At 53.6% G+C, this 13986-nt stretch carries 11 protein-coding genes; 5 read left to right on the top strand and 6 right to left on the bottom strand.

Translation table 11 applies throughout. The features are described from left to right. Positions 1-88: 88 nt before the first annotated feature. Entirely contained in the window at positions 89-3121 is a 3033-nt protein-coding gene (locus tag HMPREF3066_RS00055; protein ID WP_210385677.1) for an Rne/Rng family ribonuclease, read from the bottom strand. A gap of 567 nt (positions 3122-3688) precedes the next feature. Here HMPREF3066_RS00055 and HMPREF3066_RS00050 point away from each other — a divergent pair. Together HMPREF3066_RS00050 and rsmG are read left to right on the top strand one after the other, a co-directional pair. Continuing rightward, complete coding sequence (locus HMPREF3066_RS00050; protein ID WP_070439759.1) at positions 3689-4687, top strand: RluA family pseudouridine synthase; 999 nt, start codon at positions 3689-3691, stop codon at positions 4685-4687. 540 nt (positions 4688-5227) lie between these two features. After that, positions 5228-5851, top strand: coding sequence for a 16S rRNA (guanine(527)-N(7))-methyltransferase RsmG (rsmG, locus tag HMPREF3066_RS00045; RefSeq protein WP_060974855.1), 624 nt, complete (start codon positions 5228-5230; stop codon positions 5849-5851). Between the two features lie 158 nt (positions 5852-6009). Here the strand turns inward: rsmG and HMPREF3066_RS00040 are convergent, their stop codons facing one another. The 3 genes from HMPREF3066_RS00040 to HMPREF3066_RS00030 all read right to left on the bottom strand — a co-directional run bounded on the left by HMPREF3066_RS00040 (position 6010) and on the right by HMPREF3066_RS00030 (position 8662). Beyond that, on the bottom strand, positions 6010-7434 hold the full coding sequence (locus HMPREF3066_RS00040) for an alanine/glycine:cation symporter family protein (RefSeq protein WP_049225358.1): 1425 nt from the start codon (positions 7432-7434) through the stop codon (positions 6010-6012). Between the two features lie 331 nt (positions 7435-7765). Next, on the bottom strand, positions 7766-7984 hold the full coding sequence (locus HMPREF3066_RS00035; RefSeq protein WP_029609416.1) for a hypothetical protein: 219 nt from the start codon (positions 7982-7984) through the stop codon (positions 7766-7768). An 18-nt stretch (positions 7985-8002) separates the two neighbouring features. Beyond that, complete coding sequence (locus HMPREF3066_RS00030; protein WP_070439758.1) at positions 8003-8662, bottom strand: C40 family peptidase; 660 nt, start codon at positions 8660-8662, stop codon at positions 8003-8005. A gap of 170 nt (positions 8663-8832) precedes the next feature. On the opposite strand from HMPREF3066_RS00030, the gene HMPREF3066_RS00025 reads away from it, so the two are divergent. Both HMPREF3066_RS00025 and hslO read left to right on the top strand, forming a co-directional pair. Next, the gene (locus tag HMPREF3066_RS00025; RefSeq protein ID WP_070439757.1) at positions 8833-10476 is read left to right on the top strand and encodes an ABC1 kinase family protein; all 1644 of its coding nucleotides are present in this window, start codon (positions 8833-8835) and stop codon (positions 10474-10476) included. Positions 10477-10635: 159 nt separating this feature from the next. Then, entirely contained in the window at positions 10636-11541 is a 906-nt protein-coding gene (gene hslO / locus HMPREF3066_RS00020; RefSeq protein WP_039410611.1) for an Hsp33 family molecular chaperone HslO, read from the top strand. A gap of 87 nt (positions 11542-11628) precedes the next feature. On the opposite strand, the gene mscL is transcribed toward hslO, so the two are convergent. Both mscL and fabI read right to left on the bottom strand, forming a co-directional pair. Further along, positions 11629-12078, bottom strand: coding sequence for a large conductance mechanosensitive channel protein MscL (mscL, locus tag HMPREF3066_RS00015; protein WP_039410607.1), 450 nt, complete (start codon positions 12076-12078; stop codon positions 11629-11631). Between the two features lie 294 nt (positions 12079-12372). Then, complete coding sequence (gene fabI / locus HMPREF3066_RS00010) at positions 12373-13161, bottom strand: enoyl-ACP reductase FabI (RefSeq protein WP_009310937.1); 789 nt, start codon at positions 13159-13161, stop codon at positions 12373-12375. A 200-nt stretch (positions 13162-13361) separates the two neighbouring features. Between fabI and orn the strand changes: the two genes are divergently transcribed. Then, positions 13362-13910, top strand: a complete 549-nt coding sequence (orn, locus tag HMPREF3066_RS00005; protein ID WP_039410603.1) for an oligoribonuclease — start codon at positions 13362-13364, stop codon at positions 13908-13910. The last annotated feature ends 76 nt before the right edge of the window (positions 13911-13986 follow it).

The raw sequence follows: 13986 nt of genomic DNA, 5'->3' as shown, positions 1-13986 counted from the left end.
CAAAAGGTCGTCTGAAACCGGATTTACGGTTTCAGACGACCTTTTTGTCGATTCGGGCATCTTAAACGATGCCCTCTTCTTTCAGCCTTTAGTCTTTACGCGTTTCCACCAAGACCATTTCGGTGGCAGCGACGGGTTCGGCTTCAACTTTCGGCACGTCTGCGCGGCGCAGGCCGGATTCGGGTTCGGGCTGAACCTGTTTGGCAAAGGCGGCGACGGCTTCGGGATTGGTTTCGACGAACACCAAACCGCCTAAGTCGGGCATCGCGGCAACGGCAGGGACAGTTTCTTCCGGCTCTGTCGCTTCCGCTTGGCCTGCTTCCGGCACAGTTTGCGGCTCGGATTCCGTTGCTTGGGCGGCAGCTGCGGCCGCTGCTGCGGCGGCAAGAGCTTCGATGGCGGCGGCGGCTTCGCGTTCGGCTTTCCAAACGACCAGTTCTTCCTCCATTTCAACGACGGCTTCGGCTTCACCTTCGGCAGGGACGGCGGTCATCGGTTGGTAGCCGTCTTCGGTTTCGATGGCGAACACGGAGGTCGGGGTTTCTTCAACGCTGCCGATGGCGGAGTCGATGATGCTGCACTCGTCATCGGTGCTGTCTTCGATCAGGATGCCGCTGTCCGCTTCTTCGCCTTCGATGGAGAACACGAAGGCTTCTTCAGTGGCCGCAACGGGTTCGGAAACGACGACAACCAAAGGCTCGGCACTATCCTCGGGAGCGGGGATGGTTACGGCAAACGGTTCTTCTTCGACGGGCTCGCCCATGACGTGCGCGGCGGCGAAGCGGACTTTGTCGGCGGTATCGTGGATATTCAGGTACTGCTCGATTTTGGCGGCAGACGGAATATTGCGTTTTTTACCGTTTTGACGGCGGTCGCGCTGATTGTTGCGTTCGCGGCGGTCGCGTTGGTTGTTGCGCTCGCGTTGGCGGCGTTCGTTGCCTTTCGGTGCATCGTTATCGGCGGTTTGCACGCCCTCTTCCGCTACGCTGTCCACTGCTTCGGACAAGGTTTCTTCCGCACGGATTTCCGCTTGTTCGCGGTTGCGTTCGTTGCGGTTGTTGTTGCGGCGGCGTTTGCTGCCTTGCGCCTGCTCGACCGAACGGGATTCGTTTTCAGACGACGTTGCGGCGGCAAGTGCTTGGACTTCGAGGTTTTCGGCTTCCACGGTGGAGTTGCGCTCGTTTTGGCGGTTGCGGCTGCGGCGGTTGTCTTTAGCGTTGCGGGTTTCGTTTTCCGCCGCCTGATTGTCCGCTGCTTTGTCTTTAAAGTCCGCCACTTCGCGCACTTCTACCTTGCTGCCGTCGTGCCTATTGTTACGGCGCGGGTTTTGACGGCGGTTGTTTGCGCGGCGGTTGCCGGAATTGCCGTTGCGATTGTTGCTGCCCGAAGTGCGTTTTTCTGCCACTTCGGCAACAGGCGCGGTTTCGGCTGCGGTATTGCCGCCGAAAATGCGTTTGAGCCATGCTTTGAAGGTATCCCACCATGAACCGCTTTTCTGCTCGGATACGGTCGGGGCAGGCTGGGTATGGCGCACGCCTTTAACGGCGGGTTCGGGACGGGCGGCTTTGGCTCTTTCACTGCCGAAAGGTTTGGCAGATTCGTCTTCTTCCGGCTCGGCAACGCGTTTGTAGCTCGGTTCGCCGTCTTCTTCTACGTCGTCGATGCGGATGCGGTTGATTTCGTAGTGCGGGTTTTCCAAGTGGATATTCGGAATCAGGACGACGTTGACGTCCAAACGCTCTTCCATCGCAAACAGCTCGGCGCGTTTTTCGTTCAGCAGGAAGGTGGCGACATCGACGGGCACTTGGGCGTGCACTTCGCCGGTGTTGTCTTTCATCGCTTCTTCTTGAATGATGCGCAAAACGTGCAGGGCGGTCGATTCGATGCCGCGGATGACGCCGGTACCGGCGCAGCGCGGGCAGGCGACATGGCTGCTTTCGCCCAAAGCGGGTTTCAGGCGTTGGCGGCTCAATTCCAAGAGGCCGAAGCGGGAGAGTTTGCCCATTTGCACGCGGGCGCGGTCTTTTTTGAGCGCATCGCGCAGGACGTTTTCAACATCGCGCTGGTGCTTGGGGTTTTCCATGTCGATGAAGTCGATGACGACCAAGCCGCCCAAGTCGCGCAAACGCATTTGGCGGGCGACTTCTTCGGCGGCTTCCATATTGGTTTTGAACGCGGTGTCTTCGATGTCCGCGCCGCGTGTCGCGCGGGCGGAGTTGACGTCGATGGAAACGAGGGCTTCGGTGTGGTCGATCACAATCGCGCCGCCGGAAGGCAGGCTGACGCTGCGGGCAAACGCACTTTCGATTTGGTGTTCGATTTGGAAGCGGGAGAACAGCGGCGTGTGGTCTTCATAGAGTTTCAGACGACCTACGTTACTCGGCATAACGTAGCTCATAAACTCGGCAACTTGGTCATAAACCTCTTGATTGTCCACCAGAATTTCGCCGATGTCGGGGCGGAAATAGTCGCGGATGGCGCGGATGAGCAGTGAGCTTTCCATGAAGAGGAGGTAGGGTTCGTGGTGCGCCTTACCGGCTTCTTCGATGGCCTGCCAAAGCTGTTTGAGGTAGTTCAAATCCCATTCCAACTCTTCCGCGCTGCGGCCGATGCCGGCGGTGCGGGCGATGATGCTCATGCCGTTCGGAATGTCGAGTTCTGCCATGGCGGCTTTGAGTTCTTGGCGCTCTTCGCCTTCGATACGGCGGGATACGCCGCCGCCGCGCGGGTTGTTGGGCATCAATACCAGATAGCGTCCGGCAAGGCTGATGAAGGTGGTCAGCGCCGCGCCTTTGTTGCCGCGTTCGTCTTTTTCGACTTGGACGATGACTTCCATGCCTTCTTTGAGTACATCCTGAATGCGCGCCCTGCCGCCTTCGTAATCTTGGAAATACGAACGCGATACTTCCTTAAACGGCAAAAAGCCGTGGCGGTCGGTTCCGTAATCTACGAAACACGCTTCCAGCGACGGCTCGATGCGGGTGATGATACCCTTATAAATATTACCTTTGCGCTGCTCTTTACCCAGCGTTTCGATGTCCAAATCCAAAAGGTTTTGCCCATCGACAATGGCAACGCGCAGCTCTTCGGCCTGAGTTGCATTGAACAACATTCTTTTCATAATCATTACCTCGCACAGGCGGGCAGCCTTTTCAGACGACCTGCCTGCTCTTTGTCAGACACTCTGCGAGGCGGGCGGGATTAGGCATAGCCCGCACCCCTTTTCGGCGCGGAATGCAGAAACCCGGATGAGCAATCAGTTTTTGAATTGAAGTCCGCAAGGTTGCACGCCGCCCAAAACAATGCGGCCGTGTGCGGAAGGATACGGATAAAGAAGGCAATAAAGAACAATGCGGCGGAACACTCCGTCCGCCGCCGAAGTCCGGACGGTACAGGCCCGGCTTGGAAAACAGGTAGCCGACATCTTCTTATTATCGTTATGCCGGAAGTTTCGAACGGTGCGGCGCGGCAGGTTTGTCAAACACCCGCCCCTCGTCTTATGCCCGGTCAAATCGGCAAAATCAAATCAAACTTAATCACGTTCCTGCGTTTACGGGCTTTGGCATAAACGCAGGGAAAATGCTTTGCAGAGTGCGTTTTTAATATAAAATCTCGTTTTAACAATACCATCCGTCCCATACGGCCTGTTTGTACAGGTTTCTGCCGAAACGGATGTTCGGGATTATAGATGAAAACGCACGCAATAAGCAAAGATTCAGTCAGCCTGATTACCGTCGCCGAACACGAAGCCGGCCAACGCCTTGACAACTATCTGATAAAAATCCTCAAAGGCGTACCCAAAAGCCATATCCACCGCATTATCCGCGCCGGCGAAGTGCGCCTGAACAAAAAACGCTGCAAACCCGACAGCCGCATCCAAACAGGCGACCTGCTCCGCATCCCGCCCGTGCGTACCGCCGAAAAACAAAGGTCGTCTGAAAACCGCGCCCAAGCCGTACCCGCGCGCGAATTTACCATCATCTACGAAGACGACGCATTGCTCGTCATCGACAAACCCGCAGGTATCGCCGTCCACGGCGGCAGCGGCGTGAGCTTCGGCGTCATCGAACAAATCCGCCGCGCCCGACCCGAAGCCCGCTATCTCGAACTCGTCCACCGCCTCGACAAAGACACCAGCGGCCTCCTGATGATCGCCAAAAAACGCAGCGCACTCGTCAAACTGCACGAAGCCATCCGCAACGACCACCCCAAAAAAATCTACCTCGCGCTGGGCGTAGGCAAACTGCCGAACGACAGCTTCCACGTCAAACTGCCCCTGTTCAAATACACCGGCGCACAAGGCGAAAAAATGGTGCGCGTCAGCGAAGACGGACAATCCGCGCACACCATCTTCCGCGTACTCAACCGCTTTTCAGACGACCTCCTCCACCAAGTCGGTCTCTCTCACCTCACCCTCGTGCAAGCCACCCTGAAAACCGGCCGCACCCACCAAATCCGCGTCCACCTCCAATCGCAGCAATGCCCCATCGCCGGCGACGAACGCTACGGCGACTACCAAGCCAACAAACGCCTCCAGAAACTTGGTTTGAGACGAATGTTCCTCCACGCCGCCGAGCTGCACCTCGACCACCCGCTGACAGGCGAAAAACTCATCTTAAAAGCCCCGCTGCCGCAAGACTTGGCACAATTTATCCTGATGCTGGAAAACGCAGGGAAGGTCGTCTGAAACCCGTAGTGTGGGCTTTGCCCACGAAATGAGTGCAAAAACGATGGGCAAATTCGAATCATCAGGCAGCAAGTTTCGCGGGCATAGCCCACACTACGACTTACTGCACTTTCTTACTCAATCTCAATTAAAAACCATTTGCATTAACTAAGTAAGTTTCGCTATAATTTCACTGTTTAGCGGCTGTAATTTTTAAGGTTTTTTTGGTCAATAGATATAATTGAGGTTGGTGGGATAGGTTCGACTCCTATAAAAGTATTGCAAATCTTAGCTTTCTTGGTGTTAATCATAATAAAATTCATCGTAAATTACTTATCAGTAGCTCCAGTATCCAGAAAGGAGGGTAACAATATGAGTAAATTTAAACCAATACTTGCAGCAATATTCGACAACATACATGCAATCGGATTTGTATACTTTAGTGGTAGTCTACTGACCAAAAAATCTTTAGAACAAGAAAAAGGTCGTCTGAAAATACAATATTTCAGACGACCTTTTTTTCCGCTACCATAACGCCCGACACAAACACGGACAAACACCATGACCCCGACACAGCAACTCCAATCAGGCATACAGGCATTAGGTTTGGACCTATCCGCAGAACAGCAAACCCTGCTGCTCGCCTATACCGGCCTGCTCAAAAAGTGGAACAAGACCTACAACCTCACCGCCCTACGCGACGAAGCGCAAATGGTCAGCCACCACCTGCTCGACAGCCTGACCCTGCTCCCCTACCTCCAAGGCGCGCACACTATGCTGGATGTCGGCTCCGGCGGCGGACAGCCCGGCATTCCCGCCGCCATCTGCCGTCCCGACCTCAACATCACCCTTCTGGACGCCAACACCAAAAAAACCGCCTTCCTGCAACAAGCCGTCATCGAACTCGGACTCGCCAACGTCCGCGTCGTCAGCGGCCGCGTCGAAGCCGTTCAAGACTTCCAAGCCGACATCATCACCAGCCGCGCTTTCGCCGAACTCGCCGACTTCGTCAACTGGACGGCACATCTGCTGAAAGACGGCGGCCGCTGGGTCGCCATGAAAGGCGTGTACCCCGAAGAAGAAATCGCCAAACTCCCCGACACCGTCGCCGTCGAACGCGTCGAAGCCCTCCACGTCCCCGGCTTGGATGCAGAACGGCATATGGTGGTTTTGAAAAAAGTTTGAACCTTCCGAACGTTGATTCTGAATATTGCAAAGGTCGTCTGAAAACCCGAAACAGGGCTTTCAGACGACCTTTGTATGTATGCGGAAGCATAAGCGTAGGCGTTTTGCCATTTCAGTCCGCTATAAAAAACCGCCCCATTACAGGGCGGTTTTTTGATTTACCAAATATCGGATTTGATTTTGCGTTTCAAACCCGGATGTTCGGAAAGTTTGAAGACGGGGTCTTTGCCCATTTTCAGTTTCGACGTGTAGTCCCTCAACAGCAGGAAGGCAAGCGGAGAGAGGAGCAGGATGGCGACCAGGTTAATCCATGCCATCGTACCCATCGCCATATCCGCCATATCCCAAACCAGCGGCACGTTGGCGACTGCGCCGAAATATACCCAGCCCAATACCATCATACGGAACAAGGCGGTCAGCAGCCAATGGCTTTTGATGAACTGCACGTTTGATTCGGCATAGGCATAGTTGCCGATGACGGTAGAAAAGGCAAACATAAACAGGATGATTGCCAAGAAGTCTGCGCCCCATGCGCCGACTTGGCTGATAATCGCTGCTTGGGTCAGCTCTGCGCCGCTCAAATCGCCATAAGGTTGTTGATAAACCAAAACGATAAACGCCGTGCAGGAACATACGATAATCGTATCGACGAATACGCCCAGCATTTGAATCATGCCTTGGGAAACAGGGTGTTTGACTTCGGCTGCCGCAGCGGCGTTAGGTGCAGAACCTTGACCTGCTTCATTGGAATACAGGCCGCGTTTGATACCGATCATCATGGTTTGCGAAATCAAGCCGCCGAGCAGGCCGCCGCCGGCTGCTTCAAAGTTGAACGCGCTGTCAAAAATCTGACCGAAGACGTGGGGAATCAGGCTGATGTTTGTGATGATGATGTAGAGCGCCATCAGCAGATACAAAGTCGCCATCAACGGAACAAGCATTTCGGCAAAGCGGGAAACGCGGCGGATACCGCCGAAAATAATCGGCGCAGTCATGATGACCAAGGCGACGCCGACCGCATGTTCGTCCCAGCCCCACGCGGCTTTGGCGGTTACGGCGATGGTGTTGGTTTGAACAGCTTCATAAACGAATCCGAAGCAGAAAATCAGGCTCAATGCAAATACGATGCCCAACCATTTTTGACCCAAACCTTGAGTAATATAGTAAGCAGGACCGCCGCGGAAATGATGGTTGTCGTAATCTCGGATTTTGAACAACTGCGCCAGCGAAGATTCGACAAACGCTGAACTCATACCGATTAATGCGGTGATCCACATCCAAAATACCGCCCCCGGCCCGCCGCTACTGATGGCGATTGCTACGCCCGCGATGTTGCCCACGCCTACGCGACTGGCAAGTCCGGTAACGAAAGCCTGAAACGGCGTAATACCGTGCGGATCATCGCCTTGTTTGCGGCCGCCGAGCATCTCTTTGATACTGCGTCCGAGCAGGCGGAATTGTACGAAACCGGTGGCAAGTGTGAAGAACAGACCTGCACCCAACAATACATACACCAGCCCTGTCCACATCGGATCGTTGATTTTCTGAACCCATTGGTGCAGTAATTCGGTAAAGTTATCCATAAAAAGCCTTTCTAGATACGGCTCTCCGAAGGGATGATCCTGTCAAAGTGCCGCAAAGCTGTTTTCAGACGACATCGGGACAACACCCAACGCCAAAACGCGCTATTCTAGCAGACTGTTGACAAACTGAAAAAACTTTACAGTTTCAGCATTGGCATAATCTTGATAAATATCATAGAGTTTCCTTGTATTACACGACACAGGCTCCGATTTGGGCAAGCAAAAAAAGGTCGTCTGAAAGCATATTGGCAGCTTTCAGACGACCTTGCTGTTTAAACGTCCATAAAAAACGGCATGGCAAAAGCCATACCGTCGTACGGGATAGTTTCGACTAAGCTTTCCGGTATGGGTTTTCCACACCTTCAATCAAGGCTTGCAGGTATTCGCGCAACTGTTTTTCACTGCAGCCCATCAGAAGCGCGTCTTCAAATGCGTCTTGCGCCGCCTGATAAAGCTCGGTCATGTTTTCCGTCATGACTTTCACTTTTTCAGTGCAGGATACGATTTGCCCGTCGTCGTCGTACCATTTGGGCATTTCAGGCATACTCACGTTGTTGCTTTCCTAGACTTAATTGAGAAAACGGGACGGATCGTTTTTCTTCACGCGGCGTGCAAAGGCGTATTTGGCGTTCCAGTATTTGTTGCTGAGGCTGGTGATTTCAATGCGTTTGCCGGTACGCGGAGCGTGGATGAAACGGTCGTTGCCGATGTAGAGTCCGACATGGGAGATTCTGCCGCGACCCATCGTGCGGAAAAATACCATATCGCCCGGCTGTAATTCGCCGCGGGATACGCCGACGCCCATTTTTGCCTGTTCAGCGGAGGTACGGGGGAGATTCAGCCCCATTGAGCGTCTGAAGATATGCTGCATGAAGCCGCTGCAATCGAAACCGGTAGATGCTGATGTGCCGCCGTAACGGTAGGCAACGCCCAAAAGCCCCATCGCGCTGCCGATTAGTTCGTCGGCACTGTCTGAACTTCTCGATGCACGGACGGGTGCTGCCGAAACTGAAGGAATGGAATGTACAACAGGAGTTGCCGCGCGCGCGGGTTGGAAATTTATCTGCGGAGCCTGTGCGGGAGCAGGCTGTTTTGCATCTTCAAATTGGTTTAAAACCTGCTGCCTGTTTTTAACGAACGAATCGAGATCGTCGGCGTTTGCAAAATTAATGCCGGACAGCATACAGGCCGAAACCAATAGTGCCGCCAGCCTGGATAAGGCTTTCATGTTTGACTGATTCCATTTTCAGACGACCAGTCTGCCGCCTGCTATTATGTTATTCTGTATCTAGGATATTCAGGCGATTGTATATAAAAAACAGGATGTTTGGCAAAAAAGCGTCTGTTATATTGCGTTAAAGCGTTGTTTATAAAAAATTTTGCGAAAATATTCAACCAATGATGATACCTACTCTGCTCGCTATGCGCGACTTTTCCAGAATGCGCGAAATTATTACCGTACTGACGAAATACGGCTTGGGCGGCTTTGTTCAGCGTATCCGTTTGGGCGCGGCGGGCGGAGACGAAGTGCATCCCGACAGCCGTTATATGAGTACGCCGCGACGCTTTCGCAAAGCGTTTGAAGAGCTGGGGCCGACCTTCGTCAAACTCGGTCAGGTATTGTCCACGCGGGTCGATATTTTCGGGGCGGAGTGGATTGAAGAGTTTGAACAACTGCAAAGCAACGTCGCGCCGATACCGTCGTCTGAAATCTATACTTTGGTCGAAGCCTATTTGGGCAAACCCGTTTCCGAAGTGTTCCGCAGCATAGATCCGAAACCCGCAGGCAGTGCGTCGGTGGCGCAGGTGCACCGCGCCGAACTTTTAGACGGAACCGCCGTCGCCGTCAAAGTCAAACGCCCCGACATCGAGCCGGTCATTCAGGCGGATTTGCGGATTTTGAACCACCTCGCCAGACTGATGGAATCCGAAATCCCCGAAGTGCGCCGTTACCAGCCCGTATTGATGGTCGTCTATTTTGCCAAGAGTCTGGCGAAAGAAACCGATTTGTCGGTGGAGCTGCGCTATATGCAGCGCTTCGGCCAGACCTTTTCAGACGACCCCTTGGTCCGCATCCCCGCCGTCTATCCCGACATTTCCAACCGGCACATCCTCGTACAAGACTACATCGGCGGCACGCTCCTGAAAGACGCCGACCTCGAAACCATGCCCCACACCTTGCGCAGCGGGCTTGCCGGACGGATTACCGACACCCTCTTCACCATGATGCTGCGGCAAGGCTTTTTCCATGCCGACCCCCATCCGGGCAACATCTTCATCAACGACAACGGCGGCATCACCTTCATCGACTTCGGGCTGGTCGGACACCTCGGCAACACACGCCGCCGCGAAATCCTCAACCTCATCAACGCCCTGACCAACAACGACGCGCTGCTCATCCAATACGTCCTCAGCGACTGGGCGCAGGGCGATTTGCCCGACGAAAACCTGCTCGGCGCCGATGTTTTGGAAATGCTGCTCAACTACGAACACACGCCCATCCGCGACCTGCGTGTCAGCCAAGTCATCAACGACATCACTTCCATCATGCGCCGCCACGGGCTGACCCTGCCCGGCGACCTCGTGATGCTCTTCAAAACCCTCATCACCCTCGAAGGCGTCGTCAAACGGCTCGACGGCAGTATCGAACTGCTCGAACGCGCCAAACCCATCACCGAAGCCGCCGTCAAAGAACAAGCCTCCGCCGCCCACATTGCCCGCAACGCCAAAACACAACTGCGCACCCTGTTACAAATGGCAGAGTCGCTGCCGCAAGACTTCTTCAGGTTGACCAGAATGCTGCAAAAAGGCAAATTCGGCATCACCCTAGACCTCAAGCAGTCAGACCGCATCAGCCATCAAATCGACAGCGCCGCCAACCGCCTGACCATGGGCATCGTTACCGCCGCCCTGATTATCGGTTCGTCCATCGTCATGAGTATAGACACCGGCCCCAAGTTTATCGGCTTCGTCGGCTACCTTATCGCCTTCGCCAACAGCCTGTGGATTATCTGGTCGGTGTGGCGGTCGGGGAAGCACTAGCTGCACGTTTGCTCAAATCATCAATCAGCTCAAAAACAAAAAGGTCGTCTGAAAACTAAGGGCGCAGGTTTCGCCAAAACGTTTTCAGACGACCTTGATTTCCCTGCGGACGCAACCATATAGCCGTCAATCCGTCATCCAGATATAACAGAGGAATTTATGCCGCAAACCCAGATCAACCACGCCGACATCCGCACCCGCTTCATCTTCGACGATATGCCCGTTCGCGGCCTGCACGTCCGCCTTGAAAACGTATGGACACACATCGTCGGACAAAAACACTATCCCGCCGCCATCCGCCGCGCCTTAGGCGAACTCCTTGCCGCAGGCGCGCTTCTGTCCGGCAACCTCAAAACCGACGGCACGCTCATCGTTCAAGTTCAAGGACAAGGTCGTCTGAAAATGCTCGTCGTCGAGGCTACTTCCGACCAAACTGTCCGCGCCACCGCACGCTGGGACGAAACCGCCGACATCAACGACGACGAAAGCCTGACCGACCTTCTCGGCAGCAACAGCGTCTTCGTCCTCACCCTTCAGCCCAAAGACGCAGAACCTTGGCAGGGTGTCGTCCCGCTCGAAGGCAGCAGCATCGCCCAAATGCTTATCAACTACACCAAACGCTCCGAACAGCTCGATACCCAAATCGTCCTTGCCTCATCGGACGATGCCTGCGGCGGACTTTTGGTGCAACGCCTGCCTGAGACAGAACCTGACGCGGCATCATGGGAACACGTCAGCACACTGGTTCAAACCCTGACTCCCGAAGAACTGACCGGACTGGACGCACAACACGTCCTCTACCGTCTCTTCCACGAAACCCCTCCGCGCGTCTTCGATCCCGAAAATATCGAATTCGCCTGCACCTGTTCGCGCGGAAAAGTCAGCGATATGCTGCTTATGCTGGGCGGCGAAGAAGTCGGCGGCGTGGTCGCCGAACAAGGCAGCATCCAAATCGACTGCGACTTCTGCCATGCCAAATACGTCTTTGACGAAACCGATGTCAACGCCCTCTTCGGTGCCGATGTCGTCAACGCCGTCCTAGACGAAGCCAAGCGTCTGCAATAAACATCAACACTTAATATTAATTAAGCAAAGGTCGTCTGAAACCGATTTTAGGTTTCAGACGACCTTTTATTTCAAATCTTCAAAAGATTATTTTTTGTTCAGAGAGTCGCGGATTTCGCGCAACAGCAATACTTCTTCGCTAGGCTCTGCAGGTGCTTCTTCTGCTGCAGCAGTAGCTTCGGCTTTTTTCATAGCGTTCAGTGCTTTGATAACGGTGAAAATCGCAGCAGCAATGATCAGGAAGCTGATGATGGCGTTGATGAACAGACCGATGTTCAGAGTAACGGCACCGGCTGCTTGAGCGGCTGCCAAGCTGGCATAGCCGCCTTCCGGAGCGGCTTGTGCGCCGTCTTTCAGGGTGATGAACAGGTTGGAGAAGTCAACGCCGCCGATCAACAGACCGATAGGGGGCATGATTACGTCGTCAACCAAAGATTTAACGATGCCGCTAAACGCAGTACCGACGACCATACCGACTGCCAAGTCGATAACGTTGCCGCGCATAATAAATTGTTTGAATTCTGAAGCAATAGACATAAATGTCCTCCTGTATGTTTGTGGATAATTTTGTGGATAATAGAGTGAAATTTTTAAAAAAGCGCATCCGAAGCGACGGACGGGCTTTTCCAAACCGGCAGGCATGGTATCGTGTTATTTGTTAAACAAATGTTATAAAAGTTAAAATTTGTTTTTATGACAAAATTCCCGAAATATGCCGCCTTTTATACGAAAAAAGAACCGCCTGAAATAGCCGGTGTACCTTTTTTACACCACTTAATCAGACGGTTTTTTGTGTAATAAGTTGTCTTTTCTACAAAATATTACAAATCATTACGCCTCTTCATCGTTCAGGGCGTTGATGCTGTAACCGCCATCAACGTAAGTGATTTCGCCGGTAATGCCTGAAGAGAGTTCGGAGAGCAGGAAGGCGGCGGTGTTGCCGACTTCATCGATGGTTACGTTGCGGCCGAGCGGATTGTGGGAAGCGACGTGTCCCAAGAGTTTGCTTAAATCGGCAATGCCGGAAGCAGCAAGGGTTTTAATCGGGCCGGCGGAAATGCCGTTGCAGCGGATGCCTTCTTTACCCAAGCAGGCGGCGGTAAAGCGGATGCCTGCTTCGAGGCTGGCTTTTGCCATGCCCATGACGTTGTAGTTCGGAATCGCACGAACCGCGCCCAAGTAGCTCAGGGCGACGATGGCGGAGTTTCTGCCGCGCATCATCGGACGGGCGGCTTTTGCCAATGCGGGCAGGCTGTATGCGGAAATTTCGTGTGCGGTATTAAACGCTTCGCGGCTGATGCTGTCGAGGAAGTCGCCGCTCAAGGCTTCTTTCGGTGCGAAGCCGATGGAGTGGACGAGGCCGTCCAAGCCGTCCCAATGTTTGCCCAAATCGGCGAAAACTTGGTTGATTTCGTCGTCGCTGGCGACATCGCAGCGGAATACGAGTTCGGAACCCAATTCGGCGGCCATTTTGCGGACGCGCTCTTCCAGTTTGTCAACAACGTAGGTGAATGCCAAATCCGCGCCTTGTTCGCGGCAGGCTTTGGCAATGCCGTAAGCGATGGAACGCTCGGAAATCATGCCGGTGATCAGGATTTTTTTACCTTGCAGAAAACCCATTTTTTGTCCTTTAAAGTGTGGTATTGCGGTTGATGAAACTGGGCATTATAGCAAACTGGGGCGGTTTCGGTATAGAAAACAAGAGATAACCTGTCGTCCTGACGGAAAACGAAGGTCGTCTGAAACTTTTTCAGACGACCTTTGCACGTCAAATCCCTTATAATGCCGCCCATTGTTTTCAACGAAAAAGGTCGTCTGAAATGACTCAAAACGCAAGCAACCTCTGCTGGCTCGATATGGAAATGACCGGGCTTGACCCCGAACGCGAACGCATTATCGAAGTCGCCATGATTATCACCGACTCCGATTTGAACGTCTTGGCGCAGTCCGAAGTTTATGTCGTCCACCAAAGCGACGAACTGCTCGACGGCATGGACGAATGGAACACCGCCACCCACGGTCGTACAGGATTAACCCGGCGCGTGCGCGAATCGCAACTCACCGAAGCGGAAGTGGAGCAGAAACTGCTGGACTTTATCGCGCAATGGATTCCCGAAAAAGCCACGCCTATGTGCGGCAATTCTATCCATCAAGACCGCCGCTTCATGGTCAAATACATGCCGCGCCTCGAAGCGTATTTCCACTACCGCAATCTGGACGTGTCCACCCTGAAAGAACTCGCTAAACGTTGGAATCCGCCCGTTGCCAAAGGCGTGATAAAACGCGGTTCGCATCAGGCTTTGGACGACATTCTCGAAAGCATCGAGGAAATGCGCTACTACCGCGAAACCTTCTTGAAACTGCCTTAAATCCTTGCCAATACAAGCAACAATACAAAAAGGTCGTCTGAAAGCTGAACTGGCCCCCAAATCTTGGACACTCATA

Origin of the sequence: Neisseria sp. HMSC03D10, assembly GCF_001807625.1 — a bacterium.
GTDB classification, from domain to species: Bacteria; Pseudomonadota; Gammaproteobacteria; order Burkholderiales; family Neisseriaceae; genus Neisseria; species Neisseria mucosa.
Note: the sequence above shows the minus strand (reverse complement) of the source record. Positions and strands in the feature narration are given on the sequence as shown.

What these genes read in the sequence shown, in the direction of transcription:
- rsmG (WP_060974855.1), top strand. Translation starts at nt 5,228, where the DNA reads ATGACCCCGACACAGCAACTCCAATCAGGCATACAGGCATTAGGTTTG.
- HMPREF3066_RS00025 (WP_070439757.1), top strand. Translation starts at nt 8,833, where the DNA reads ATGATGATACCTACTCTGCTCGCTATGCGCGACTTTTCCAGAATGCGC.
- HMPREF3066_RS00055 (WP_210385677.1), bottom strand. Translation starts at nt 3,121, where the DNA reads ATGAAAAGAATGTTGTTCAATGCAACTCAGGCCGAAGAGCTGCGCGTT.
- mscL (WP_039410607.1), bottom strand. Translation starts at nt 12,078, where the DNA reads ATGTCTATTGCTTCAGAATTCAAACAATTTATTATGCGCGGCAACGTT.
- orn (WP_039410603.1), top strand. Translation starts at nt 13,362, where the DNA reads ATGACTCAAAACGCAAGCAACCTCTGCTGGCTCGATATGGAAATGACC.
- hslO (WP_039410611.1), top strand. Translation starts at nt 10,636, where the DNA reads ATGCCGCAAACCCAGATCAACCACGCCGACATCCGCACCCGCTTCATC.
- HMPREF3066_RS00050 (WP_070439759.1), top strand. Translation starts at nt 3,689, where the DNA reads ATGAAAACGCACGCAATAAGCAAAGATTCAGTCAGCCTGATTACCGTC.
- fabI (WP_009310937.1), bottom strand. Translation starts at nt 13,161, where the DNA reads ATGGGTTTTCTGCAAGGTAAAAAAATCCTGATCACCGGCATGATTTCC.
- HMPREF3066_RS00040 (WP_049225358.1), bottom strand. Translation starts at nt 7,434, where the DNA reads ATGGATAACTTTACCGAATTACTGCACCAATGGGTTCAGAAAATCAAC.
- HMPREF3066_RS00030 (WP_070439758.1), bottom strand. Translation starts at nt 8,662, where the DNA reads ATGAAAGCCTTATCCAGGCTGGCGGCACTATTGGTTTCGGCCTGTATG.